We start from the raw sequence: 23669 nt of genomic DNA on the forward strand, positions 1-23669 counted from the left end.
CTCAGGCGGTTTCGCTGACGAGCGACTCCGCCCACAGGCTCGCCTCGCCCTTGCTGCCGTAGAGCTCTCCGGCTCGCTGCGGCGTGATCGTCGCCAGTGTTCGCGGCGGCGCGGACGCGGCGTGCGCGGCCAGGATCTTCCCCGACATCGGCGCGATATACGGCGCGGCCTTGATCATGGCCCAGTTGTCGCGCCGCGCGGCGGTCCAGGCGATCGCCTTCGCCGGAATCCGCACCAGCGGGTCGATTACCGGCGGAACGGCGAACCGGCCGAGGGTCCGCATCCACCGTGGCAGGCTCGGGATGCTCGCCAGCGAGAGCAGCCGGCTGCCGATCGCGAAGTGCCAGCCCTTGCTCGGGGGTGTCCACAGCAGGTAGTGCATGCCCTCGACGGCCCGCTCGGTGACACACAGTCGCGGCCGCACCCGGTCGAAATAGGCGCGGACCTCGGCGCGGTTGCGTGGCACGTCGGCAGGCTTGCAGGTCTGCAGTTCGGCGGCGACCGCGCACTCGGCCCAGTAGCGGTCCTCCTCGTCGGGGCTCAGCGGTCCCGGCCCGTACATCTCGTAGGCCTTGAGTACCGAATGCCAGCCGGTGATGTGGATCCACAGCTGGGAGTCGGGGCTGTTGGCGCTGTAGCGCTTGCCGCTCACCGGCTCGATGCCCGTCATCGGCGCGTGCACCCGCATCAAGTGCTCGGCGGCTTGGATGGCTGTCCGCCCGTCGCCGACCGCGACCAGCAGGAAGTACGCGAGGGTGTGGTCGAGGCGGCTGGCCGGATTGTCGTAGATGCCGTGGGAGTCGGCCACGGCGGCGGTCAGGAACGGGTCGAAGTGTTCGAGGGTGACCGCGCGCTGGAAACCGATGAGGGCGGTCGGTGCCGCCCAGACTTTCCAGCTGGGGGAGTCCGGCCCGAAGAATCCGTAGTCGTCGCGGCGCAGGGTGGTCGGATCGAAGGCCATGGCACGTGCTCCTTTGCACAGCTGAGGCGAACCTCGCAATGAATACAACGCCACCGTAGCAATCGCTCGTATCGAATACAACGGTTGCGTAGGATTTCTGTGCGCGGCACGCGAGGTATCGTCGTCCGGACGGAAAGGCAGGTGAGGACCGATGACCGCCACGCGCGATCAACGACCGCGCCGCCGCTATGCCCCGCGCCTGCCGCCGGAACAACGCCGCGCGCAACTGCTCGACGCCGCGTTCACCGTGCTCGGCCGGATGGAACTGCACGAACTGAGCATGGAAGCCGTCGCCCAAGCGGCCGGTGTCGGAAAACCGGTGCTGTACACGGTGTTCAAGACCCGTGCCGAACTCGTCGAGGCATTGCTGGAACGGGAACGGGAGCGTGGGCTCGAGCAGATCGCCGACACCCTGCCGCAGGATCTGCTCGGTGTCGATCCGGTGGCGGCCGCCTCGGCGACGGTCGAGGCGTTCGTCGATGTGGCACTGGCGAATCCGACCCGCTGGCGCCTGATCCTCGCCACCCCGGCCAGTGCGCCCGCCGAATACCGTGCCGCGCTGCGCGATTCCCGCGCCGACATCCTCGATCGGGCGCAAGCACTTGTCCGCGTGGGGATCTCGCTGTCGCCGCGCTGGTCGGACATGGACGCCGAACTGCTGGCGAACTCCACACTCACCGTCGCCGAGATGCTCGGCAGGCTGGCGGTGAGCTCACCGCAGGAGTACCCGCGCGAACGCCTGCAGGCCTACGTGCGGTCGATCGTCGCGTTGCTCACCGCGTCCTGAACGCGCTCAGCGGTTTTCGCGGGCCAATCGCATCGTTTCGGTGAGCAGATTGGACACCGCCGCCGCCTCGGTGAGGAAGCCGTCGTGGCCGTCGCGGGAGTGCACGATCTCCAAACCCGCACAGCCGGGCAGGCCTTCGGCCAGCTCGGCCTGAGTATGCAAGGGGTACAGGCGATCCGAGTCGACCCCACCGACCACGCACGGAACCGGGGTGGACGCGAGCGCGGCGGCCACACCACCGCGGCCGCGGCCCACGTCGTGCCGGTTCATGGCCTCGCTGAGCAGCACATAGGTGGCCGGGTCGAAACGCTGGCCGAGCTTGTCGGCCTGGTGCTCGAGGTAGCTCTGCACCGCGTACCGGCCGCCCGCCCACGGGTCCTCGTCGCCCTGGGCACGATTGGCGAAGCGATGCTCGAGCTCGCCCTCGGTGCGGTAGGTGAGGTGGGCGATGCGCCGGGCCAGGCCCATGCCCGTCATCGGCGCGCGCCCGGTGCCGTGATAGTTGCCGTCCTGCCAGTCCGGATCGGCGGTGATGATGGCCATCTGGGTGGTCTGGGTGCCGATCTGATCGGCGGTGGCGCGTGCGCCGACGGCCAGCACCAGCGCCGCCGACACCCGCTCCGGATGCCCGATGATCCACTCGAGCACTCGCATGCCACCCATCGACCCGCCGACGACGGCACCGAGCCGCTCGATGCCGAGCAGGTCGAGCAACTGTGCCTCGGCGGTCACCTGATCGCGGATGGTCACCCAGGGAAACCGTGCGCCCCAAGGCTTTCCGTCGGGCGCGAGAGACGACGGGCCCGTGCTGCCCTTACAGCCACCGAGCACATTGGTGGCGATCACACACCACTCGTCGGTGTCGATCGGCGCGCCGGGCCCGACCATGCCCTCCCACCAGCCGGGCGCCCCGTCCGGCCCACCGACGACATGGGAGTCGCCGGTGAGCGCGTGTTCGACGAGCACCACATTGTCGAGCGTGGGGGACAGCTCACCCCACCGTTGCACCGCCAGCCGCACATCGGGGACGACCGCGCCGTTCTCCAGCGTCACGTCCCCGATGGCGACCACGCCGAGTCGCCCGTCCGGTGGTGGCAGCAGGGCCACCCCGGTGCCGGGACGGGTGATCGGCGATTCGGTGCTCACAGTCACGTCGTCGCCGCCGCGAAACCGGCCCGCAGATCGGCCAGGATGTCGTCGATTCCCTCGATACCCACCGCGAGCCGGACCAGGCCGGGAGTGACTCCGGCGGCCAGTTGCTCCTCCGGTGTCAACTGCGAGTGCGTGGTCGACGCCGGGTGGATCACGAGAGAACGCACATCACCGATGTTAGCCACATGGCTGTGCAGGCTGAGCGCGTCCACGAACTTCTTGCCCGCGTCGACACCGCCTGCCAGCTCGAACGACACGATCGCGCCCGCACCCTTGGGCGCCAACTGCTTGGCCCGCTCGTGCCAGGGCGAGGACTCGAGTCCCGCGTAGTGCACCGCGTCGACACCGGGCTGCGCGGCGACGAACTTCGCCACCTCGACCGCGTTGCTCACGTGCCGTTCCACCCGCAGGCTCAGCGTCTCGATGCCCTGGGCGATGAGGAAGGCGTTGAACGGCGACACCGCCGCACCGAGGTCGCGCAGCAACTGCACGCGGGCCTTGAGCGCGAACGCCGGTGCGCCGAGATCGGCGAACACCGCGCCGTGGTAGCTCGGATCGGGCTCGGTGAATCCGGGGAACCGGGCGTTGCCCTCGGCGTCACGCACGGTCCAGTCGAAGGTGCCGCCGTCGACGATCACGCCCGCCACCGCGGCGCCGTGACCACCGAGGTACTTCGTGGCCGAGTGCACCACGATGTCGGCGCCGTGGGCGAGCGGCTGGATCAGGTACGGCGTGGCGACGGTGTTGTCGACGATCAGCGGCAGCCCGTTCTCGTGGGCGACACCGGCGATACCGGGGATGTCGAACACCGCGCTGCTCGGGTTGGCGATGGTCTCGCCGTAGAACGCCTTGGTGTTGGGGCGGATCGCGGCCTGCCACTGCGCGAGATCGTCGGGATCCTCGACGAACGACACCTCGATGCCGAGCTTGGGCAGCGAGTAGTGGAAGAGGTTGTAGGTGCCGCCGTAGAGGTGCGGGCTGGACACGATGTGGTCACCGGCGCCCGCCAGATTCAGGATGGCGTAGGTCTCGGCGGCCTGGCCCGAGGCCACCAGCAGCGCCGCGACACCGCCTTCGAGGGCGGCGACCCGCTGCTCCACCGCGTCCTGGGTGGGGTTCATGATCCGGGTGTAGATGTTGCCCGGTTCGGCGAGCCCGAACAGTGCGGCGGCGTGTTCGGTGTCGCGGAAGGTGTAGGAGGTGGTCTGGTAGATCGGCAGTGCCCGCGCGTTGGTGGTCGCGTCGGGGGCCTGGCCCGCGTGGATCTGCTTGGTCTCGAACGACCAGTTCTCGGGCAGGGCGGCGTCGGTCATGGTCAATGCTCCAGGGGTTGTGCGTCAGGGTTCAGCTGGGGCGGATCGACTGACAACAACACATGGGGTCCTCCTGAAATGCGCGCTTGCTCCCGACCTTCGGGAGCCCGGTCATCACCCGGAGCACCCCACCGCAGCTGGAGGGTTGCCGACCAGCGAGCCGGGGCTTCGCGCTGGTACTCATGACCTTGGACGACATGTTAACCGGACATCGCGCCGGTGGGGAAACTTCCCCCGCGTTTCCTGCCTCACATCACCGTGCCGCCGGTGCGGCGAAGCCTGGCGTGTCGTCGGCCGGTGCGCCGCAGACCTGCCGCAACCCGTGATAGGCGCGCAGGATCGCGTCGCGGGTGACCCGCACCGCCGCCTCCGGCGAGGTGGGCAGTACGTGCTCGGTGTCGGCGACGGCGAGGTGGCACAGCGTCTGCCATGTGCCCGCGAGCAGTTTCACCAGAAAGTCGTCGGGTGTGGTCCCCATCCGGCGGGCCAGCTCCTCGCACACCGCCACGTTCTTCTTCTCCGCGTATTCCAGGGCCCGCGCGTTGACCGCCTGGCTGGCCCGCATGATCCGCTGCGTCTGCAGGAACTGGTGCAGGAACCGCAGACCGTCGGCATCGGCCTCGGACTCGACCACCTGGAGGTAGGCGCCGCACAGCGCTCGCAGTTCGTTGCCGGTATCGGGCTGACTGCGCAGCGCGACGGCGACGGCGTGGCCGAAGTCGTCGATCGGGGCGAGCACGATGTCCTCTTTGAGCGCGAAGTACCGGTTGACGGTGCGGGGGGATACGTCGGCCCCGGCGGCGATCTGCTCGACGGTGGTCGCGTCGAAGCCCTGTGTATCGCACAGGTCGAGCCCGATCGCGACGATCGCGGCCCTGGTCTGCGCCTTCTTGCGCTCGCGCAGGCTCGGCGGAGCCGGCCGGTCGGAGGCGGTCGGAGTGGTCGAGTCGAGCATTTCGCCAGCTTAGCGTCTCAGCGTGTCCACCTGTCACAACCTGCCAAGTGGCGCGTTCAGACAAATTTCTCTTGACGCCAATTGTCGCACGGTGCCAGGATTGGCCGACGCATGCCGAGCGATGAGGAGCCCAGGTGACCGGCACCGAACTGAAACCCGAAGATGCTGCAGCCCCGGCGAATTCGATGAGATGGTGGGCGCTCGTCGTGCTCTCCGCCGCGCAGCTGATGGTGGTGCTCGATGCCACCGTCATCACCATCGCGCTGCCGTACGCCCAGCGCGACCTCGCCATCACCGACGGCGACAAACAGTGGGCCATCACCGCCTACACGCTGATCTTCGGCGGGCTGCTGCTGCTCGGCGGGCGGATGGCCGACTATCTGGGCCGCCGCCGCATCTTCCTGGTCGGCCTCGTCGGTTTCGCCGTCGCCTCGGCGCTGGCGGGCCTGGCGCAGAACACCGTGCAGTTGTTCCTCGGCCGCGGACTCCAGGGTGCGTTCGCCGCCCTGCTCGCGCCCGCGGCGCTTTCGCTGCTGTCGGTGATCTTCACCGATGTGCGCGAGCGGGCCCGCGCGTTCGCGGTGTTCGCCGGGATCACCGCCGGTGGGGTGGCGTTCGGGCTGATCGTCGGCGGCGCGCTCACCGAGTTCGCGTCCTGGCGGTGGACGTTGCTGATCAACACCCCGATCGCCCTCGTCGCGGTGGCCGGCGCGCTCGCCGTGATCGCCCGCGACATCCCCGCACCGCGCACCGGCGGCTACGACCTGCCCGGCGCCGTCACCGTGACTCTCGGCCTGGTCGCGATCGTCTACGGATTCAGCCGGGCCGCCGAGCACGGCTGGCTGTCGCCGAGCACGCTCGGACTGCTCGGTGCCGGTTCCGCGTTGCTCCTGGCCTTCGTCGTCATCGAGGCACGATCGACGAATCCGCTGCTGCCCCTTCGCATTCCCGGGGAGATCAACCGCGGCGGCGCTTTGCTCACCGCGCTGCTGATCCCCATCGCGATGTTCGCCATGTTCCTGTTCCTCAGCTTCTACTACCAGAACACCCTCGGCTATTCGCCGCTCGAGGCGGGCATCGCGTTCCTGCCGTTCCCGATCGGCATCGGCATCGCGGCGGGCATCACCAGTTCGCTGCTGCCCAAGTTCGGCCCGCGCCCGGTGATGGTGGTCGGCGCCCTGCTCGGAGTGGTCGGGCTGGTGTGGCTGGCGCAGCTGAGTTACGGCGACGGTTACGCGCTGAGCGTGCTGCCCGCCCAGGTCGTGATGGCCTTCGGCATGGGCCCGCTGTTCGTTGGTATGCAGGCCGTCGCGCTGCACCAGGTGCGCGCCGAGGATTCCGGTGTCGCCAGCGCCCTGCTCAATGCCGCCCAGCAGGTCGGCGGCGCGGTGGGCACCGCACTGCTCACCACGCTGTCGGTGCAGGCCGCCGAGCACTACGTCGCCGAGCACCCCACCGTCGACCATCTCGTCGAACGCGCGTCGATCTACAGCTACGACGTCGCCTTCTACGTCGGGGCGGGCTTCTTCCTCGCCGCCGCCGTCGTGATCGCCCTGATGATCAGGGACAAGCCGGAGAATCTGATCGAAGGCGACGAGCGCGCGACGGCCGCGCCGATTGTCGTCTGACCAGGGAGGGGCAGGTCCGCGAGGCCCTCGCCGGGGTTACCGCCCGGTAACCGATCGAAGGCAGATGGGGTGCGGGTGCGCGGAGTAGTTTCGAGGTGTGCCGCACAGCGGGACCTCCCGTCGCGGTGAGGTCCCGGGCAGCAGTACGCTCGTCATGTTTGCACCTACACGTCCCGCAGACAACGCGGGGCATATACGTTGTCTGTTGGAACTGCTGGGGTCCGCTCACAAGCGTGTTCGCCCGGCCGTGCAATGAGGGCACCCACCGAGGAGGACACGAAGATCCATGTCCAAGATCAAGGTTGAAGGCACCGTCGTAGAACTCGACGGCGACGAGATGACCCGGATCATCTGGCAGTTCATCAAGGACAAGCTGATCCATCCCTATCTCGACGTGAATCTCGAGTACTACGACCTCGGTATCGAGTACCGCGACAAGACAGACGACCAGGTCACCATCGACGCGGCGAACGCCATCAAGCAGCACGGCGTCGGCGTGAAGTGCGCCACCATCACCCCCGACGAAGCGCGGGTGAAGGAATTCGGTCTCAAGAAGATGTGGCGCTCACCCAACGGCACCATCCGAAACATTCTGGGTGGCACCATCTTCCGCGCGCCGATCATCATCTCCAATGTGCCGCGCCTGGTGCCCGGCTGGACCAAGCCGATCATCATCGGCCGTCACGCCTTCGGCGACCAGTACCGTGCCACCGACTTCAAGGTCTACGAGGCGGGCACCGTCACGCTGACCTTCACCCCGGAGGACGGCAGCGAGCCGATCGTGCACGAGGTCGTGAAGATGCCCGAGGACGGCGGCGTCGTCATGGGTATGTACAACTTCAAGAAGTCCATCGAGGACTTCGCGCGGGCCTCGTTCAACTACGGCCTGCAGCAGAACTACCCGGTGTACCTCTCCACGAAGAACACCATCCTCAAGGCCTACGACGGCATGTTCAAGGACACCTTCCAGGAAGTCTTCGACGCCGAGTTCAAGGCCGAGTTCGACGCCGCGGGCCTCACCTACGAGCACCGCCTCATCGACGACATGGTCGCCTCCTCCATGAAGTGGGAGGGCGGTTACGTGTGGGCCTGTAAGAACTACGACGGCGACGTGCAGTCCGACACCGTGGCCCAGGGCTTCGGTTCGCTCGGCCTGATGACCTCGGTGCTGCTCACCCCGGACGGCAAGACCTGCGAGGCCGAGGCCGCGCACGGCACGGTCACCCGGCACTACCGCCAGCACCAGCAGGGCAAGCCGACCTCGACCAACCCGATCGCGTCGATCTTCGCCTGGACCCGTGGTCTCGAGCACCGCGGCAAGCTGGACAACACCCCCGAGGTGATCGGCTTCGCGCAGGCGCTCGAGGACGTCGTCATCAAGACCGTCGAAGGGGGGCAGATGACCAAGGACCTGGCACTGCTCGTCGGCGGCGATCAGGGCTACCTGAGCACCGAGGAATTTCTCGGCGCGCTGGACGCCAACCTGGCTCGCGCACTGAAGTGAACTCGTGCGGGTTCGCGTCGCGAACCCGCAGCTGTGAAACGCTCGCATCGAACGCCTGATGCGAGCGTTTCTGTTTCAGCGGGCTTGATGAACGCTTTCGCGGGCCCGATCCGGTGCTGTCGTCGACCGAAGCCGTCGCAGGTGGGATAACTCACGGCGGTCTCGGGATGCGGTGGGATGCTCGGGCCCGTTGCATAGAAGCGTGACTTCTTCCCTCGCGACCTCCGAACGCCTCGACGCGCCACGCACCAGTTGGCATGTCCCGGCGATGCTGGCGTTGGCGCTGGGAGGGTTCGGCATCGGCACAACCGAGTTCGTGACCATGGGCCTGCTGCCCGATATCGCCGCGGCCTTCGGCATCTCCGAGCCGTCGGCCGGGCACGCGGTGTCGGCGTATGCGCTCGGCGTCGTGGTGGGCGCGCCGTTGATCGCGGCGCTGTGCGCGCGGGTGCCGCGCAAGAAACTGCTCATCGTGCTGATGGCCGCGTTCACCCTCGGCAACGCGGCGACGGTGCTCGCGCCGACCTTCGGGACGCTGGTGGTGGCCCGGTTCGTGTCCGGTCTGCCGCACGGCGCGTACTTCGGTGTGGCTTCCCTCGCCGCCGCGACGCTCGCGCCTGTCGGGCAGCGGGCCAAGGCGGTGGCGGCGGTGATGCTCGGGCTCAGCGTGGCGAATGTGGTCGGCGTCCCCGGTGCGACCTGGCTCGGACAACACTTCGGCTGGCGCGATGCCTACGTCGTCGTCGCTTTCATCGGCATTGCGACCGTGGCCGCGCTGTGGCGCTACCTGCCCGCCCTGAGCGACATGAAGATCACCAACCCGATGACCGAACTCGGTGCCCTGCGCCGCCCGCAGGTGCTGCTCACCCTGGCCGTCGGCGCGATCGGCTTCGGCGGCATGTTCGCCGTGTACACCTACATCGCCACCACCATGACCGATGTCGCCGGCATGCCGATCGGTGCCGTGCCGATCGTGCTCGCGCTGTTCGGCCTCGGCATGATCGCCGGCAATGTCATCGGCGGCATCCTCGCCGACCGCGGCGTCGACCGCTCGATCTTCGCGGCGATGATCGCGATGGTGGTGATCCTGGCCGGCTTCGTCCTCGCCGCCCACAACCCGATCACCGCCGCCATCGGCGCCTTCCTCGTCGGCGCCTCCGGCGCGGCCCTGGCCCCCGGCCTGCAAACCCGCCTCATGGACGTCGCCGCCGACGCCCAAACCCTCGCCGCCGCCCTCAACCACGCGGCCCTCAACATCGCCAACGCCGCAGGCGCCTGGCTCGGCGGCCTCGTCATCGCCGCAGGCCTCGGCTACACCGCCCCCGCCCTGGTCGGCGCAGTCCTCGCCGTCGCAGGCGTCGCCCTCTTCACGGTCACCGTCCTCCTGGCACGCCGCCCCACCCCCAACACGCCGTAACCGATTCCGCGCGGAATACCTTGCGGCATACGGTGCTCCGCATGCCGAGCTACCTCCACGAGGGTTTGCTTGATCTGTTCCGCACCGACGCTCTGCTGGCACCGACGTTGCTGGCAGAGGAGTTCGGAATCCCGCTACCCGGCCTGTCCCGAATGCGGGCCGAGTGCGTGACGACGCGTTGACCCTCGCGGCAAGCCGACGCCTGGAGGACCTCATGAAAAGCACTCCCGAGTACCGCGGCCGCATCGCCACCAAGTACGTGGCAAGCGAACGTGCGCACGCTGTGCTCACCGTACTGACTGCCCGGGGACTCGAGCTTTCAGCGGCGCAACGCGCCCAGCTCGCCGCGTGCACGGATTTGGAACAGCTCGACGCTTGGTTGACCGAGGCTGCCACCGCAACGCGCACCGATGAACTTTTCAGCTGAGGTGTGCCCGTTCGAAGAAGCCGATGAGTACCGGGCTGAGGGACGTGCGCAAGGGCGGATCATCCAAGCTGCGCAGAACGTGCTGACGGTGCTTACCGCGCGGCGGCTGGGTTTGTCGGCGCAGCAGCGCGAGCAGCTTGCCGCATGCACCGATCTCGATCAGCTGGAAGCCTGGCTGTTGCAGGCCGTCACAGCAACCAGCGCAGACGAACTCTTCGGCTGAATCCCGGATCTGCCCGGGCGGAGTCGAGCCCGCCCGGGCAGGTGCGAATTCAGGCGGGGCAGACGGCGGCGGAGCCGCACTGGAGCTGGCGTAAGGGGTCGGCGAAGTCATCGAGGATGGCGCTGCCGAGGTTGCTCCGCCCGGGGTGGGCCGCGGAACGAGCAGTCTATTTTGTGGGCTCGTAATCGGAGGTCGGTGACGGCAACTCCGGCGTGAAAATCGCAGGTGGGGTAGATCGTTGGGTGCCGGGCAGGCGAGGGGACGGTTCGAGCTGTATATGATCCACTCGCTGTGCTCGGGGGGAAGATCTCATGGAGACCCCGCGCGTCTTTCAACAGGAGGGGTTGTCCGTGCGAAACCGAATTGCGCTGTGCGCCACCGTCGTGGCTACGGGAATGCTGCTGGCCGGATGCCAGGAAGAGCTGCCGAGTGGCAAGCCCGCCCCGTCGACGTCCGCCACGACTACCGCCCAGGCGCCCGCGACGCCCAATGCCGACGGCGTGCTGAACCCGGGTGACATCGGCAAGCTCGAATCGGGTGTCGAGCTGTCGATTCTGAAGGTGGAGGCCGACGAGGTGGAGCGTCAGGGCACCGTTTCGGTGTTCACCTTCCAGCTCAACAACACGGGAAAGACCACTCTCGACCACTGGTCGCACCCGAGCCTGGTGTACGGCGACGACGGCACCGCCGCCGAATCCGTCATGTCGCTGGACAAGAAGTACCAGTACGGCCTGGAGGGCAAGCTGCCCCCGGGCTCCAAGCAGACCATCAAGATCGCCTACGCCGTCCCGGTCGACAAGCTGAAGCCGGCCGTCGTCACCTCCGAGGACCTGATCTGGCGCGGCGACTTCAGCAAGTACAACAAGGGCTGAGAAACCTCCGCCGACCGGATCGATGTGGCCATCCGGTCGGCGTCGCGCCCCCACACTGGCTAGCGTGGGTGGATGGAATCGCACTACGAAGCACCGCGACATTCGACCGGGGCGCCGTCATGAGCCGCGGCACCGTCCTCATCACCGGCGCCAGCTCGGGCCTCGGCGCGGAGATGGCAAGGCAGTTCGCGGCGCTCGGGTACGACCTCGGCCTGTGCGCCCGCCGCACCGAGCGCCTCGAGGAGCTGCGTGCGGAGGTCCTCGAGAAACACCCTGACCGGGTGGTTTCGGTGAAACAGCTCGACGTCACCGACGACTCCGCCGTGTTCACCGTCTTCGACGAATTCGCCGAGGAGTTCGGCGTGATCGATCGGGTGATCGTGAATGCGGGTCTCGGCAAAGGCGCACCGTTGGGCACCGGCAAGCACGCGGCCAACCGCGAGACAGCGGTGGTGAATTTCCTTGCCGCACTGACCCAGACCGAGGCCGCGATGAAGATCTTCCGCGCGCAAGGACGCGGTCACCTGGTCATGGTCTCCTCGATCTCGGGCCTGCGTGGCATGCCCAAGACCCTGACCACCTATGCCGCCACCAAGGCCGGCGTCGCCGCCTTGGCCGAGGGCCTGCGCGCCGAAGCCGTTCCTGGCGTGGATGTATCGGTGGTCTACCCGGGTTACATCCGCTCGGAGATGAACGACCGCATCAAACACGAGCCGAAGTTCATGGTGGACACCGAAACCGGCGTGCGCGCCATGGTCGCCGCCATCGAGAAGCGTCGCGCCAATGCGTATGTCCCCAGCTGGCCGTGGCTGCCCCTCGGTTACGCCCTGCGCATCCTGCCGTCGTCGGTCGTGCGCAGACTCATGTGAGAACCACGAAAGCCGTGTGGGCGAAAGGTGTGCACCCACACGGCCTTCGGCGTTGAAATCAGTGCTGACGCGGCAGCAGGTGCACGCCATGCTTGTCGGTGGACAAGGCCAGCGAGGAGATGTACTGGATCTCTCCCTCGGGTCCGGGGACGGCCGAGGCGATCATGTCGGGGCGCTCGAACTCCAAGCCGGTGACGTGGCAGGGGAGTAGTTCGCCCGAGGGGTTGCCGTGTTCGTCGAACATGGGAGTCTTGATGCCGTCGTCGGACCGGCGCAGATAGTACTTGCCCTTGGTCGCCAGCGCGGTGACCGGGGTGGCGATGAACGACACGAGCACCGCGACCAGCGGGGAGTACGGCTTCAGCAGCTCACCGAACAGGCCGAAGAAGGTCATGATCGACAGCACCGCCGACAACCCGAAACCGACCAGGCCCACGGGGTTGAAGTCGTAGAGCATGCCGCGCCGGAACTCCGGCACCTTCGGCGAGATCTTCAGCAGGTACTTGTTGACCGCGATGTCGGTGGCGACGGTGACGATCCAGGCGATGCCGCAGTTGGCGTAGAAGCCGAGGATGCCGTTGAGGAAGTCGAACATGTCGGCTTCCATCAGGATCAGCGCGACGACCAGGTTCACCACGAGGAACACCAGGCGACCGGGGTAGGTCTTGGTGACGCGGGTGTAGGAGTTGGTCCAGGCCAGCGAGCCGGAGTAGGCGTTGGTGACGTTGATCTTCACCTGGCTGATGACCACGAGCACCACCGCGAGCGTCATCGCGAGCCAGCCGGGAACCATGTCGCGGTAGATCTCCAGGAACTGGTGCACCGGCTGGTTCGCGATCGACTGGGCCGCAGGCAGGTTCGCGATCAGGTACACCGCGAGGAACAGGCCGACCACCTGCTTGGCCGCACCGAACAGCACCCAGCCGGGCCCGGCCAGCAGCATCCAGCCCCACCACTTGGCCCGGTTCTCCGGGGTGCGCGGCGGCATGAAGCGCAGGTAGTCGATCTGCTCGGCGATCTGGGCGATCAGCGACAGGCAGACACCGGCGGCCAGCAGCGCACCGGACACACTCACACCCTGGCCGTCCTTACCGCCGTAGGCGAAGAACGAACCGACCGATTCGGGGTGGCGAACCAGCAGGAAGCCGAACGGCGCGACCATCAGCAACAGCCACAGCGGCGTGGTCCACACCTGCAATTTGGCCAGGGTGTTCATGCCGTAGATGACCAGCGGGAAGATGATGACCGTCGAGGCGAGATACCCCAGCCACAACGGAATTCCGAGCCCTAATTCCAGGCCCTGGGCCATGATCGAACCTTCGAGCGCGAAGAAGATGAAGGTGAACGACGCGAACACGATATTGGTGATCACCGACCCGTAGTAACCGAATCCGCTACCGCGCGTGATCAGGTCGAGATCGATGTTGTAGCGCGCCGCGTAATAAGCGAGCGGAAAGCCGGTGAGCATCACGACGACGGCGAAGATACCGATGCCGATCAGGGCGTTTCCGGTGCCGTGCGCGATGCCGATATTGGCGCCGATCGCGAAATCGGCCAGATACGCGATGCCGCCGAGTGCGGAGATACCGACGACCGCCGGGCTCCATTTTCGGTAGCTCCGGGGGGCGAAGCGCAGCGTGTAGTCCTCGAGTGTTTCTTTGGCGGCGGTATCTGCTCCGGCCATTTACCTCTCTCCTTCATCCGCTGCCGCTCGAATTCGGCGACTCACCGACGGTCGTGCACGGATGTAGACGGGTATTTTCCGATTCGTTACGCCGCTGTTACGTACCGCGAGGGGTGACCGGGGTCACCGAAACCGTCCACACGGAAACAAGCACGGATGTATGTTTCGCAGAGGACGAACGTCAGGAGCGAACAGTGTTCGAGTGGTCCGAAACCGATCTGATGATCCGCGATGCCGTGCGGACGTTCATCGACAAGGAGGTCCGCCCGCACCTCGACGCCCTGGACAGCGGCGAGATGCTGCCGTACCCGATTCTGCGAAAGCTGTTCAGCCAGTTCGGCATCGACACCATGGCCGAGGACATGGTCACCAAGATGCTCGCCAAAGAGGAAAGCGGAGAGACCGGCGGGAGCAAACGCAGCCCTTTCGGCGATCAGCAGTCGATGATGGCCGTGCTCATCAGCGAATTGTCCGGCGTGTGTATGGGTTTGGTGTCCGCGCTCGGGGTGAGCATCGGTCTGGGCGCCACCACCATCATGTCGCGCGGCACGCTCGCGCAGAAGCAGCGCTGGCTCGCCGACATCGTCACCCTGCGCAAGGTGGCCTCCTGGGCGATCACCGAACCCGACTCCGGCTCGGACGCGTTCGGCGGCATGAAGACTCGCGTCGAACGCGACGGCGAGGACTACATCCTCAACGGCCAGAAGACCTTCATCACCAACGGCCCGTGTGCCGACGTGATCATCGTCTACGCCAAGCTCGACGAGGGCGACGGTGCCGACAAGCGTGATCGCAAGGTGCTCACCTTCGTGCTCGACAAGGGCATGGAGGGCCTCACCCAGGGCAAACCGTTCAAGAAGATGGGCCTGCACTCCTCACCCACCGGCGAGCTGTTCTTCGACAACGTCCGACTCGGTAAGGACCGCCTGCTCGGCGAGACCGAAGATCATCGCGGTGGCGACGGAAGGGAAAGCGCCAGAGCCAGTTTCACCGCCGAGCGGATCGGCGTCGGTTTCATGGCGCTCGGTGTGATCGAGGAATGCCACCGGCTCTGTGTGGATTACGCGCGCAACCGCACCCTGTGGGGTCAGGAGATCGGGCGCTTCCAGCTGATCCAGCTCAAGCTGGCCAAGATGGAAGTCGCACGGATCAATGTGCGGAACATGGTGTTCAGCGTGCTCGAACGCAGCAAGGCCGGTAAGCCGCCGAGCCTGGCCGAGGCCTCGGCGATGAAGCTGTACTGCTCCGAGGCGGCCACCGAGGTGGCGATGGAGGCCGTGCAGCTGTTCGGCGGCAACGGGTACATGAGCGAGTACCGCGTCGAACAACTCGCCCGCGATGCCAAGTCGCTGATGATCTACGCGGGCAGCAACGAGATCCAGGTGACCCACATCGCCAAGGGCCTGCTCGCGCGCTGATCACACCGCGCGCAGGTGCCCCCGGCTGGCGTAGATGTGCTCGGCGATGAGCGTCGCGATCCGGTCGGGGGCCTCGAGCATCGGCACGTGCCCCACCCCGTGCACCAGGATGCGATCCGCCGATGCGGGCAGTTCGCGCAGGTAGTGGGTGGCGTAGACGCTGTTGGGGATGATCCGGTCGTACTCGGCGAGCAGCATGCGGATGGGTGTTTCCAGTTCGGCGAGGTCGTCCATGCCGGGCGCGCGCAGGCTGCCGAGGATCAGCGGCACGATCACGTCGCAGTGCAGTGCGGCGATGAGCGTGGTGACCAGTTCGTGGCGTGGCACGGCGCCGGTGCGTTTGGTCAGCAGCAGCGCCGTGGCGTGCTGCACCAGCCGGTTGTCGATCGCGACGTCACCGAGACGCCTGCCGACCGCGATGAACGGCAGCAGCGACGCGAACTTGACGCCGATCCTGATCTGGGTGATCGAGGGCGAGGCCCACCCGCCCGCCGCCGCGATGGTGGTGAGGGTGCGAGCCCGGCCGCGTCGCGCGAGCTCGAGACCCACCCAGCCGCCGAGCGAATTTCCCGCGATATGGCAGGTGCGCCAACCCAATTCGTCGAGCTGGTCCTCGATCTGGTCGGCCAGGGCGTACACGTCGAGCGTCCAGCCCTCGACTTTCGGTCCACCCCAGTGCCCGGCGAACGCGGGCGCGTACACCTCGCAGTGGGCGGCCATGCGGTGGGCGACCTGCTCCCAGCAGTGTGGCGACAACATGAATCCGTGCAACAGCAGCACCGGGTCGCCGGACCCGAGATGCAGGGCCGCGACCGGCTCCGGGCGGGCGGGGGACTTGGCGGTGCGTGACGTCATCGTCATCACCCCTTCCTGGACGACAGTGTCCTGTTACCCGAGGTTAGCGCGGGGGAACCGCCGAGCGCGGGCTGTTGCCGTGCCGGCGATCACAACGTTCGCGCCGCCGGGTTGTTCCCCTACACGTTCGGGAATACCCGCCGATGTACCGTCCTACGCGTGGCAATCATTCTCTCGACCGTGAACGTCAACGGCGTCCGCGCGGCGGCGACCAAAGGCATGCTCGCCTGGCTCGACGTCACCGAAGCCGACATCGTCTGCCTGCAGGAGACCAGGGCCACCGACGCGCAAACCGCCGCCGCGCTGGCTCCCGCACTCGCGGCCGGGTGGGTGCTCACCCATGCCGAACCGGAGTCGAAGGGCCGCGCCGGTGTCGGCATCCTGTCGCGGCGCGCGCCCGACGCGGTGCGGATCGGTTTCGGCAGCACCGAGTTCGCCGCCTCGGGCCGCTACCTCGAGGCCGACTTCGGCGAGCTCACCGTGGCGAGTGTGTACGTCCATTCGGGCGAGGAGAACACACCCAAGCAGGACGAGAAGTACCGCTTCATGGCCGAACTCGGCGCCTACCTGAAGGCCCGGACCGGTGAGTTCGTGGTGAGCGGCGACTGGAACATCGCCCCCGCCGAGGTGGACCTGAAGAACTGGAAGGGCAACCAGAAGTCGGCGGGCTTCCTGCCCGAGGAACGCGCCTGGATCGCCGAACTGCTCGCCGCGGGCTACGTCGACGTGGTCCGCGCCCTGCACCCCGATGTCGCGGGCCCGTACAGCTGGTGGTCCTACCGCGGCCGCGCCTTCGACAACGACTCCGGGTGGCGCATCGATTACCAGCTCGCCCGAGGTGAACTCACCGGCCGCGCCAAGCAGGCCGTCGTCGAACGCGCCGCCGCCTACGACCAGCGCTGGTCCGACCACGCGCCGGTTACTGTGCAATACCGATGAACATCTCACGGAAAACTCTCGGTCTGCTCGGCGGACTCGTTCTTGTCCTCGCCGCGCTCGGTCTGACGCTGTTCGGTGGTCGTGGTTCGGATTCGACTACGGCGGCGACCACCACGCGCGCGGTCGCGTCGTCCACCGCGCCGAAACCCGCGGCACCTGCGGCCAAGCCGTCGGCGAATGCGTCGGCGGCGCCGGTCACGAAGGTGGCGGGGGTGCCGGATCGGGCCTACGCCACGCTCGTCGAGATCGACGCGGGGCGCTGGCCGGATTCGGCGAACGCGCCTGGCACCAAGGGTGGTGAGCAGTTCATGAACCGGGGAACCAAACTGCCGCCCAAGGATTCGGCGGGCAATCCGGTGAAGTATCAGGAGTGGGATGTGAATCCCAAGCAGCGCAACCGGGGTCGCGACGCGGAACGCATCGTCACCGGCAGCGACGGCAGCGCCTGGTACACCGGTGACCACTACGAAACGTTCACGAGGATGCGCTGATGCCACTGACGCTGTCGCAGTTCCTTGCCCGCCCGCCCGCCGAGGCGCCCGCCGCGGCCGACGCACCGGTGCTCGGCGCCATGGCGGTGGATGCCAACCAGTTCAGCGCCATCCGCTACGACGCCCCCGCCGACTACCGCGTGCGCGAACTACGCGGCACCAAGATGCGCGATGTCGCCGCCCTGTTCGACGAGTTCGCGGCCGCCTTCCAATTCCCGTACTACTTCGGCGCCAACAAGGACGCCTTCGACGAATGCCTACGCGACCTCGACGATTTCGTCGGTGACGCGCCCGGATACGTCGCGGCGGTCCGCACCGCCAACGACCTGCTCGCCGACGAGCCAACCGAGCGCGCCTGGTTCGAGGCGGCCGTGCGCGACTGCGCCGCCTATTGGTCGCGTCGCGATGTGGTGTTCCGGGTTGTCCTGCAAGGCGACCCGGTTACCTTCGGTGCGGTAGCGCTCGTCGAGTGATGCCGAGGGAATTGGCGTCTCCCGCCTGCTGATCGGCCCGCCTAACGTTTGCGCCGGTGCGGCCGATTCGAGGCCGCCGGTGAGGAGAACACGATGAAGCGAGTACTGGCGGGTGTCGGCGTTTTCGCCGCGATCATGGCGGCGGGCCCCGGAATCGCGGCGGCCGGGGCGGCGGTGGCGCCGGTGGCGGGTCCCGCGGTCGGTTCCACCGAGGATTTCCCCGGTGCCGCCCTGCTTCAGGCGCTCGGACTCGGGTCCTCGCAGCCGTGCGACGGCATCATGCTCGACACGTGCGTGCCGACCGGGCCCGCGAGCGCGCAGCAGGCCATCGCGCAACCGGTCGCCGACAGCGGGTCGGGGCTGCTGGATCAGGACATCAATTCGATGGTGGGCTACGCGCTTCTCTGGCTGGGCAACGGATCGTCGGAGCCGTGCGTCAGCTTCGGCCCGAACTGCGCGTGGGAATGAAGCGCGGCGTGTGAATCCGGCGGGTCCTAGCGATAGCGCCCGGCCAGGTCGTCGCCGAGTAGGACGAAAACGTCGGTGATCTGGTCGATCAGTGCCGCGCGGGTCAGGTCGAGATCGCCCGCGAGCCACGTCGTCAGGGTTTGGGTCAGGCCGCCGACGAGGTAGATCGCGCGGAAATCGACCAGGTTCTGTGGCACGTCGCCGCCGTAGAAGCCGGTGCCCTCGGCGGCGACGAGCCGGGCGAACGCGCGAACCGTTCGCGCGGTGCGCGCCCGGAGCTCGGGCGTGGCCATGCCTGCGATGAGTGCGGCGCGGGCCTTGCGTGGGTCGTCGAGCAGGACCGCCACGCCCGCCTCGATCGCCGCGTGCGCCTGGGCGCGGCTGTCGGGCGGCGCACCGGCCAGGGCCGCCATGATGGCGGCGGCCAGTTCTTCGGCGATGCGATCGAGCAGTGCTTCGAGCACGCTCTCGCGTCGTTCGAAATTCTCGTAGTAGTAGCGCTCGTTGAGGCCTGCGCGGGCGCACAGCCCGGCGACGGTGAGCTTGGCCTGCCCGTCCTCGGCCAGGATGTCGAGCGCCGCGTCCAGCAGCGCGGTGCGGCGCTGCGCCTGGCGTTGTTCGGCGGAGACGCCCCCGTATGTCCGTTGTGCAGCCACGGGCTCCATTGTGCTGCCACCGTCCGTTCGCGGGTGTTTTGGTAGAGACCCTTGCCAGATTATCAATTCTGGGGGATTCTATTGCCAGATGCACTCGACGAGGAGGCGCGACATGGCCGCACGGCAGGGCGAACCCGGATATTTCGCCGACGATTCGATGATTCGCAGGGTGATGAGCAAGCGCGCGGTCGGCGTCACCTACGGCCTGCGCGCCCTGGTCATCGGTGCGGTGCATCCGCTGCTGTTCGTCGGGACCAGCGAACACACCGCCCACCGGGCGACGCCCTACACCCGCCTGGCGGTCACCGGCGCCCTGTTCGAATCGGTCTTCCTCGGCAGCAAGGCCGAGGCCGACCGGGCGCTCGCCTTCACCCGGCGCAAGCACGAGCGGGTGGTCGGCGCGCTGCCCGAGGATGCGGGCCCACACCACCGGGCGGGCACCACCTACGCGGCCCTCGACCCGCACCTGATGTTCATGACCATGGCCTTCACCTTCGATTCCGCCGAGGTGATGTACGACCGGCTGGTCCGCGAACTCACCCCGACCGAACGCGAGGACCTCTACCAGGACTACGTGCGCTGGGGCGAACTGTTCGGCATGCCACGCGAGGCGGCCCCCACCGACTACCCGGCCTTCCGCCGCTACTTCGACGACTACCTCGACTCGACCGAACCGTTCCTCACCGACGAAGCCGAGCTGGTCGGCTCCTACCTGGCCGGCCATCGCAAGGCCTACCGCTTGCGCCCACCCGTCGAACAGGTCGGCAGCGCACTGTATCTGCTGGTCCAGGGCAGCTTGCCGCCGCGTATCCGGCGGATGTACGGCATCGAGTGGGACCTCGCCGACGAACTCGCCCACCGCGCCCTGTGCCGCAGCATCCGCACCGCGCACGTCGCGCCGCCGCTGGCACCCCGCGTGCTCGCCGGTGCGCTCGCCGGGCGGAGCACCCCGTCCTATCAGCTGCTCGCCCGCCGCGAACAGCACATGATCCGCAAGGGGAAGCCGAGCATGCCGGGTGTCGATCCACGCAACTGGGTGCAGCGAAATTCCGCTTGAGGGCCGTGGAAAGATTGGGGGCATGTCCAGTCCTGCCCCGGCCGCGACGGCCGAACGTAAGCAGCGGGTGCTGTCGGGCATCCAGCCCACCAGCGACTCCTTCCACCTCGGCAACTACCTGGGTGCGCTGCAGTACTGGGTGACGATGCAGGACGACTACGACGCGCTGTACTTCATCCCCGACCTGCACGCCATCACTGTCAGCCAGGATCCGAAGGCGCTGCGCGCGCGGACCAAAGCCGCTGTCGCCCAGCTGCTCGCCCTCGGTATCGACCCCGAGAAGTCGACCCTGTTCGTGCAGAGCCAGGTGCCCGAGCACGCCGAGCTGTCGTGGGTGCTCAGCTGCATCACCGGTTTCGGTGAGGCGGGCCGGATGACGCAGTTCAAGGACAAGTCCGCCAAGCAGGGCGCCGAGAACGCGACCGTCGGCCTGTTCACCTACCCGGTGCTGATGGCCGCCGACATCCTGCTCTACCGCCCGCATCAGGTGCCCGTCGGCGAGGATCAGCGCCAGCACCTCGAGCTCACCCGAAACCTGGCCCAGCGCTTCAACACTCGCTTCAAGAAGACCTTCGTCGTGCCCGAGCCGCACATCGTGAAGGGCACCGCCAAGATCTACGACCTGCAGGATCCGACCGCGAAGATGAGCAAGTCCGCGGCCAGCGACGCCGGGCTCGTCAATCTGCTCGACGATCCGAAGGTCACCGCGAAGAAGGTGCGCTCGGCCGTCACCGACACCGGCCGCGAGATCGTCTACGACCCCGACACCAAGCCGGGCGTGAGCAATCTGCTGGTGATCCTCAGCTCGCTCACCGAAACCCCGATCGTCAGCTTGGAACAGAATTTCGCGGGTAAAGGCTACGGTGAGCTCAAGGCCGAAGTGGCCGACGCGCTGGTCGAATTCGTGACGCCCGTGCAGAAGAAGGTGAAGGACTATCTGTCGGATCAGGCAGAGCTGGACCGGATCCTGGCTTCCGGGGCCGAGCGGGCGCGTGAGATCGCAGGCAACACACTTGCCCAGGTGTACGACCGGGTCGGCTTCCTCGCTCGCTGACCCGGTGCGCACCTGAGGTTTCGGCTGAAGAGGGGCGCGTGTCATGCAGTTGATCGACAACATCTCGGCCACTGTCGAGAAGCAGGTCAAGAGCAGGCCTTGGCTGGATCATCTGGTCCGGGCCGGTGGGCGGTTCCAGCGTCAGCGCGGTGACTACTTCGCCGCGGGCATCACGTACTTCACTGTGCTTTCGCTGTTTCCGCTGTTGATGGTGGCGTTCTCGATCGCGGGTTTCATCCTGGCCGGGCAACCCGACCTGCTGAACGAATTGCAGGGCAAGGTGATCGAGAAGGTTCCCGGTGCCTTCGGTGAGCAGATCAACGACCTCATCAAGCAGGCGGTCGATTCGCGCGGCACCGTCGGTCTGCTCGGTCTGCTGACCGGTCTCTACACCGGTCTCGGCTGGATCGCGAACCTGCGTGCGGCGCTCACCGAGCAGTGGGAGACCCAGACCCCTGACAAACCGTGGTGGCGGGAGAAGCTGTCCGATCTGGGCGCGCTGTTCGGCTTGTTCCTGGCCCTGGTCGTGTCGCTCGGTCTGTCGACGGTCGCCAACAGTGGACTCGCCGCCAAGCTGCTGAAAAGCATTGGTCTCGACGGTGTCCCCGGCGCGTCGGTGGTGTTGTCGTTGGTGTCCATCGCGCTGGGGATGCTCGCCTCCTGGGCGGTGTTCGCCTGGGTGATCGCCCGGCTACCGCGCGAACCGGTGTCGCTGCGCAGTGCGGCGAAGGCGGCGGCCATCGCCGCGGTGGCATTCGAGATCTTCAAGTTCGTCGGTGCCATCTATCTGCGGATGGTGTTGTCGAGCCCGGCGGGCGCCACCTTCGGTTCGATCATCGGTCTGATGGTCTTCAGCTACATCACCTTCCGCATCCTGCTGTTCGCCACCGCGTGGGCCGCGACCTCGTCGGACAACGACCACACCGAGATCGCCCCGCCCGCCCCGGTCGTCATCCAGCCGCGTGTGGTCGACAAGAACCTGTCCACCGGTGCGGGTGCGGCCGCCTTCGGCGCGGGCGCGCTCGCCGCCCTGGCCCTCGTCGTGTTCGGGCGCCGCCGGTAGCTCAGCGACTACGCCAGGCGCGGCGGGCCAGGAGCAGCAGGGTGAGGATCAGGACCGGGCCCGCGACGAGCGCGGCGATGCGCGCCCCTTCGTGGGCGGACCGCGAGACCTCCGGTCGGCTACCGTCGGCGCGCGGCGGGGGTGAGGCGAGCGGAACGCTCGGCTGGATCATGTCGTCGCCCACTTCGGGCAGCTTGCCGATGCGCGCGTCGGAGTCGAGGGCGAAGCCGTAGTCGAGCAGGCGTGCGGCCTGCTCCCAGGGGCGGATGGGCCGCACGTCGGCCTGCAAGAGGGTGACCACGAGGCGGTGGCCGTCGCGTTCGGCGGCGGCCACGAAGGTCTGGCGGGCGTCGTCGGTGAAGCCGGTCTTGCCGCCGATGGCACCGGGGTAGTTGTAGAGCAGCTGGTTGTCGTTGCCGATGGGGAAGCCCGGGTGGTCCTCGTCGCCGGGGATCTTCGGGTCGGCGGGGTAGCCGGGGAAGTCGACCTGTTCGGTGTGGATGAACTCGGCGAACAGCGGGATCGACATCGCCTCCCGGAACAGCACCGACAGGTCGTAGGCGGAGGTGCTCATCCCCGGGCCGTCGAGACCCGACGGGGTGGCGGCGCGAGTGTCCATGGCGCGCAAGGACTTCGCGAGGTCGTTCATCTTCGCCACGGCTGCTTTGTCGCCACCGAGCTGGGTGGCGATGGCGTGCGCGGCGTCGTTGCCCGAGCACATGATGAGGGCCTGCATGAGCTGACGGTTGGTGTAGCGGCCGCCGGGCCCGATGCCGACGCGGGTGCCGTCGACATCGGCGTCGGCCTGAGTGCCGACCACCACCTTGTCCAGATCGAGGGTACGCAGGGCGACGATGGCCAGTGCCACCTTGATGGTGCTGGCGGGCCGATAGCGGCCGTGCGGGTCCTTGGCCGCCAGCACCCGTCCGGTGTCGAGATCCGACACCATCCACGCGGTCGCCGAGATGTCGGCGGGCAGCGCTGGGGCGCCGTCGGGCAGCACGACACCGCACGCGCCGAGCCGCTCCCCGCCGATCGGTGTGCCGGGCACCGGCAGCTCGGCCGGTGCCGATTCGCCCGGCGCCGGGACCTCCGAGGAGTCGATCGGGGCCGGTGGCCTGGTCTTCTGCGGGCAGCTGTCGGTGTTGGGCGTGGTGAACGGGGTGGTGGTGGTCGAGCCGGTGGGGCTGGGCTGGGCCTGTGCGGGACCGAGTGTGAGAGCGGCCGCGGTGGCGGCGGCGCCGAGGAAGCAGGCGGCGCGCACGCCGTGTTCGCGGATCTTCATCAGCGCAGAGCCTAGCGAGCCGGCACGCCGACTTCCCGTCGAGCCCGTCCACCTATTGACACCCACCACTAAATGAGAGTTACTAACAAATGACAGTAGCTCTCATTTTGGAGGAGAT

At 67.5% G+C, this 23669-nt stretch carries 25 protein-coding genes and 1 riboswitch; of the genes, 17 read left to right on the forward strand and 8 right to left on the reverse strand.

Annotated features, from left to right (window positions below):
- Position 1: 1 nt before the first annotated feature.
- Positions 2–961, reverse strand: a complete 960-nt coding sequence (locus LDL21_RS25100) for an oxygenase MpaB family protein (protein WP_225282014.1) — start codon at positions 959–961, stop codon at positions 2–4.
- Positions 962–1112: 151 nt separating this feature from the next.
- On the opposite strand from LDL21_RS25100, the gene LDL21_RS25105 reads away from it, so the two are divergent.
- Positions 1113–1748 carry a TetR/AcrR family transcriptional regulator gene (locus LDL21_RS25105; RefSeq protein WP_225282015.1) on the forward strand — a complete coding sequence of 212 codons (636 nt, stop codon included), beginning with the start codon at positions 1113–1115 and terminating at the stop codon, positions 1746–1748.
- A 6-nt stretch (positions 1749–1754) separates the two neighbouring features.
- Here the strand turns inward: LDL21_RS25105 and metX are convergent, their stop codons facing one another.
- The 3 genes from metX to LDL21_RS25120 all read right to left on the reverse strand — a co-directional run bounded on the left by metX (position 1755) and on the right by LDL21_RS25120 (position 5168).
- Positions 1755–2900: a homoserine O-acetyltransferase MetX gene (metX, locus tag LDL21_RS25110; RefSeq protein ID WP_225282016.1), complete on the reverse strand. Its 1146-nt coding sequence runs from the start codon at positions 2898–2900 to the stop codon at positions 1755–1757.
- Positions 2897–4213 (reverse strand): bifunctional o-acetylhomoserine/o-acetylserine sulfhydrylase, encoded by a 1317-nt coding sequence (locus LDL21_RS25115; protein WP_067641316.1) that lies wholly within the window; start codon positions 4211–4213, stop codon positions 2897–2899. The genes metX and LDL21_RS25115 overlap by 4 nt, the downstream gene beginning before the upstream one ends.
- Before the next feature lie 77 nt (positions 4214–4290).
- Positions 4291–4401: riboswitch (SAM riboswitch) on the reverse strand.
- A 65-nt stretch (positions 4402–4466) separates the two neighbouring features.
- Positions 4467–5168 (reverse strand): TetR family transcriptional regulator, encoded by a 702-nt coding sequence (locus tag LDL21_RS25120; RefSeq protein ID WP_225282017.1) that lies wholly within the window; start codon positions 5166–5168, stop codon positions 4467–4469.
- 134 nt (positions 5169–5302) lie between these two features.
- Here LDL21_RS25120 and LDL21_RS25125 point away from each other — a divergent pair, with 134 nt between their 5' ends.
- From LDL21_RS25125 to LDL21_RS25160, 8 genes are all read left to right on the forward strand, one after another.
- Positions 5303–6796: an MFS transporter gene (locus tag LDL21_RS25125; RefSeq protein WP_225282018.1), complete on the forward strand. Its 1494-nt coding sequence runs from the start codon at positions 5303–5305 to the stop codon at positions 6794–6796.
- A gap of 286 nt (positions 6797–7082) precedes the next feature.
- Positions 7083–8300, forward strand: coding sequence for an NADP-dependent isocitrate dehydrogenase (locus tag LDL21_RS25130; RefSeq protein ID WP_067490842.1), 1218 nt, complete (start codon positions 7083–7085; stop codon positions 8298–8300).
- 268 nt (positions 8301–8568) lie between these two features.
- A complete protein-coding gene (locus tag LDL21_RS25135; RefSeq protein WP_225282125.1) occupies positions 8569–9717 on the forward strand; it encodes an MFS transporter in 1149 nt (382 codons plus the stop codon).
- Between the two features lie 41 nt (positions 9718–9758).
- On the forward strand, positions 9759–9899 hold the full coding sequence (locus LDL21_RS25140) for a hypothetical protein (protein ID WP_225282019.1): 141 nt from the start codon (positions 9759–9761) through the stop codon (positions 9897–9899).
- Positions 9881–10144: a hypothetical protein gene (locus LDL21_RS25145; protein WP_225282020.1), complete on the forward strand. Its 264-nt coding sequence runs from the start codon at positions 9881–9883 to the stop codon at positions 10142–10144. Before LDL21_RS25140 ends, LDL21_RS25145 begins: the two co-directional genes overlap by 19 nt.
- Complete coding sequence (locus LDL21_RS25150; protein ID WP_225282021.1) at positions 10128–10367, forward strand: hypothetical protein; 240 nt, start codon at positions 10128–10130, stop codon at positions 10365–10367. The genes LDL21_RS25145 and LDL21_RS25150 overlap by 17 nt, the downstream gene beginning before the upstream one ends.
- Positions 10368–10717: 350 nt before the next feature.
- The gene (locus LDL21_RS25155) at positions 10718–11239 is read left to right on the forward strand and encodes a hypothetical protein (RefSeq protein WP_225282022.1); all 522 of its coding nucleotides are present in this window, start codon (positions 10718–10720) and stop codon (positions 11237–11239) included.
- A 119-nt stretch (positions 11240–11358) separates the two neighbouring features.
- Positions 11359–12108, forward strand: coding sequence for an SDR family oxidoreductase (locus LDL21_RS25160; RefSeq protein ID WP_225282023.1), 750 nt, complete (start codon positions 11359–11361; stop codon positions 12106–12108).
- Between the two features lie 58 nt (positions 12109–12166).
- Here LDL21_RS25160 and LDL21_RS25165 read toward each other — a convergent pair whose 3' ends face one another.
- The gene (locus tag LDL21_RS25165) at positions 12167–13792 is read right to left on the reverse strand and encodes a purine-cytosine permease family protein (protein WP_225282024.1); all 1626 of its coding nucleotides are present in this window, start codon (positions 13790–13792) and stop codon (positions 12167–12169) included.
- Between the two features lie 194 nt (positions 13793–13986).
- Between LDL21_RS25165 and LDL21_RS25170 the strand changes: the two genes are divergently transcribed.
- Complete coding sequence (locus LDL21_RS25170) at positions 13987–15210, forward strand: acyl-CoA dehydrogenase family protein (protein ID WP_225282025.1); 1224 nt, start codon at positions 13987–13989, stop codon at positions 15208–15210.
- Here LDL21_RS25170 and ephH read toward each other — a convergent pair whose 3' ends face one another.
- Complete coding sequence (ephH, locus tag LDL21_RS25175; RefSeq protein WP_225282026.1) at positions 15211–16071, reverse strand: epoxide hydrolase EphH; 861 nt, start codon at positions 16069–16071, stop codon at positions 15211–15213.
- A gap of 153 nt (positions 16072–16224) precedes the next feature.
- Between ephH and LDL21_RS25180 the strand changes: the two genes are divergently transcribed.
- The 4 genes from LDL21_RS25180 (at position 16225) to LDL21_RS25195 (ending at position 18436) form a co-directional block, all read left to right on the forward strand.
- A complete protein-coding gene (locus tag LDL21_RS25180; RefSeq protein ID WP_225282027.1) occupies positions 16225–17004 on the forward strand; it encodes an exodeoxyribonuclease III in 780 nt (259 codons plus the stop codon).
- Positions 17001–17495, forward strand: a complete 495-nt coding sequence (locus LDL21_RS25185) for a guanyl-specific ribonuclease (RefSeq protein WP_225282028.1) — start codon at positions 17001–17003, stop codon at positions 17493–17495. Before LDL21_RS25180 ends, LDL21_RS25185 begins: the two co-directional genes overlap by 4 nt.
- A complete protein-coding gene (locus tag LDL21_RS25190) occupies positions 17495–17968 on the forward strand; it encodes a barstar family protein (RefSeq protein WP_225282029.1) in 474 nt (157 codons plus the stop codon). Before LDL21_RS25185 ends, LDL21_RS25190 begins: the two co-directional genes overlap by 1 nt.
- A gap of 93 nt (positions 17969–18061) precedes the next feature.
- On the forward strand, positions 18062–18436 hold the full coding sequence (locus LDL21_RS25195) for a hypothetical protein (RefSeq protein ID WP_225282030.1): 375 nt from the start codon (positions 18062–18064) through the stop codon (positions 18434–18436).
- Between the two features lie 26 nt (positions 18437–18462).
- Here the strand turns inward: LDL21_RS25195 and LDL21_RS25200 are convergent, their stop codons facing one another.
- Positions 18463–19101 carry a TetR/AcrR family transcriptional regulator gene (locus LDL21_RS25200; RefSeq protein ID WP_225282031.1) on the reverse strand — a complete coding sequence of 213 codons (639 nt, stop codon included), beginning with the start codon at positions 19099–19101 and terminating at the stop codon, positions 18463–18465.
- Between the two features lie 103 nt (positions 19102–19204).
- On the opposite strand from LDL21_RS25200, the gene LDL21_RS25205 reads away from it, so the two are divergent.
- The 3 genes from LDL21_RS25205 to yhjD are packed head-to-tail and all read left to right on the forward strand — an operon-like array spanning position 19205 to position 22266.
- On the forward strand, positions 19205–20149 hold the full coding sequence (locus LDL21_RS25205) for an oxygenase MpaB family protein (protein WP_181697590.1): 945 nt from the start codon (positions 19205–19207) through the stop codon (positions 20147–20149).
- 22 nt (positions 20150–20171) lie between these two features.
- On the forward strand, positions 20172–21203 hold the full coding sequence (trpS, locus tag LDL21_RS25210) for a tryptophan--tRNA ligase (RefSeq protein WP_181697589.1): 1032 nt from the start codon (positions 20172–20174) through the stop codon (positions 21201–21203).
- Between the two features lie 43 nt (positions 21204–21246).
- Positions 21247–22266 carry an inner membrane protein YhjD gene (gene yhjD, locus LDL21_RS25215; RefSeq protein ID WP_181697588.1) on the forward strand — a complete coding sequence of 340 codons (1020 nt, stop codon included), beginning with the start codon at positions 21247–21249 and terminating at the stop codon, positions 22264–22266.
- A 1-nt stretch (position 22267) separates the two neighbouring features.
- Here the strand turns inward: yhjD and LDL21_RS25220 are convergent, their stop codons facing one another.
- Entirely contained in the window at positions 22268–23551 is a 1284-nt protein-coding gene (locus tag LDL21_RS25220) for a D-alanyl-D-alanine carboxypeptidase family protein (RefSeq protein WP_225282032.1), read from the reverse strand.
- Positions 23552–23669: the final 118 nt, after the last annotated feature.

It is taken from the genome of Nocardia rosealba (assembly GCF_020216065.1).
In the GTDB taxonomy this organism is placed as follows: domain Bacteria; phylum Actinomycetota; class Actinomycetes; order Mycobacteriales; family Mycobacteriaceae; genus Nocardia; species Nocardia rosealba.

Excerpts from the sequence above, each read along its gene's own strand:
- LDL21_RS25220 (WP_225282032.1), bottom strand. The coding sequence starts at position 23,551 with ATGAAGATCCGCGAACACGGCGTGCGCGCCGCCTGCTTCCTCGGCGCC.
- LDL21_RS25135 (WP_225282125.1), top strand. The coding sequence starts at position 8,569 with ATGCTGGCGTTGGCGCTGGGAGGGTTCGGCATCGGCACAACCGAGTTC.
- LDL21_RS25120 (WP_225282017.1), bottom strand. The coding sequence starts at position 5,168 with ATGCTCGACTCGACCACTCCGACCGCCTCCGACCGGCCGGCTCCGCCG.
- LDL21_RS25165 (WP_225282024.1), bottom strand. The coding sequence starts at position 13,792 with ATGGCCGGAGCAGATACCGCCGCCAAAGAAACACTCGAGGACTACACG.
- LDL21_RS25100 (WP_225282014.1), bottom strand. The coding sequence starts at position 961 with ATGGCCTTCGATCCGACCACCCTGCGCCGCGACGACTACGGATTCTTC.
- LDL21_RS25200 (WP_225282031.1), bottom strand. The coding sequence starts at position 19,101 with ATGGAGCCCGTGGCTGCACAACGGACATACGGGGGCGTCTCCGCCGAA.
- LDL21_RS25185 (WP_225282028.1), top strand. The coding sequence starts at position 17,001 with ATGAACATCTCACGGAAAACTCTCGGTCTGCTCGGCGGACTCGTTCTT.
- LDL21_RS25160 (WP_225282023.1), top strand. The coding sequence starts at position 11,359 with ATGAGCCGCGGCACCGTCCTCATCACCGGCGCCAGCTCGGGCCTCGGC.
- LDL21_RS25195 (WP_225282030.1), top strand. The coding sequence starts at position 18,062 with ATGAAGCGAGTACTGGCGGGTGTCGGCGTTTTCGCCGCGATCATGGCG.
- LDL21_RS25150 (WP_225282021.1), top strand. The coding sequence starts at position 10,128 with ATGAACTTTTCAGCTGAGGTGTGCCCGTTCGAAGAAGCCGATGAGTAC.
- yhjD (WP_181697588.1), top strand. The coding sequence starts at position 21,247 with ATGCAGTTGATCGACAACATCTCGGCCACTGTCGAGAAGCAGGTCAAG.
- LDL21_RS25140 (WP_225282019.1), top strand. The coding sequence starts at position 9,759 with ATGCCGAGCTACCTCCACGAGGGTTTGCTTGATCTGTTCCGCACCGAC.
- LDL21_RS25130 (WP_067490842.1), top strand. The coding sequence starts at position 7,083 with ATGTCCAAGATCAAGGTTGAAGGCACCGTCGTAGAACTCGACGGCGAC.
- LDL21_RS25205 (WP_181697590.1), top strand. The coding sequence starts at position 19,205 with ATGGCCGCACGGCAGGGCGAACCCGGATATTTCGCCGACGATTCGATG.
- LDL21_RS25105 (WP_225282015.1), top strand. The coding sequence starts at position 1,113 with ATGACCGCCACGCGCGATCAACGACCGCGCCGCCGCTATGCCCCGCGC.
- ephH (WP_225282026.1), bottom strand. The coding sequence starts at position 16,071 with ATGACGATGACGTCACGCACCGCCAAGTCCCCCGCCCGCCCGGAGCCG.
- LDL21_RS25190 (WP_225282029.1), top strand. The coding sequence starts at position 17,495 with ATGCCACTGACGCTGTCGCAGTTCCTTGCCCGCCCGCCCGCCGAGGCG.
- LDL21_RS25115 (WP_067641316.1), bottom strand. The coding sequence starts at position 4,213 with ATGACCGACGCCGCCCTGCCCGAGAACTGGTCGTTCGAGACCAAGCAG.
- trpS (WP_181697589.1), top strand. The coding sequence starts at position 20,172 with ATGTCCAGTCCTGCCCCGGCCGCGACGGCCGAACGTAAGCAGCGGGTG.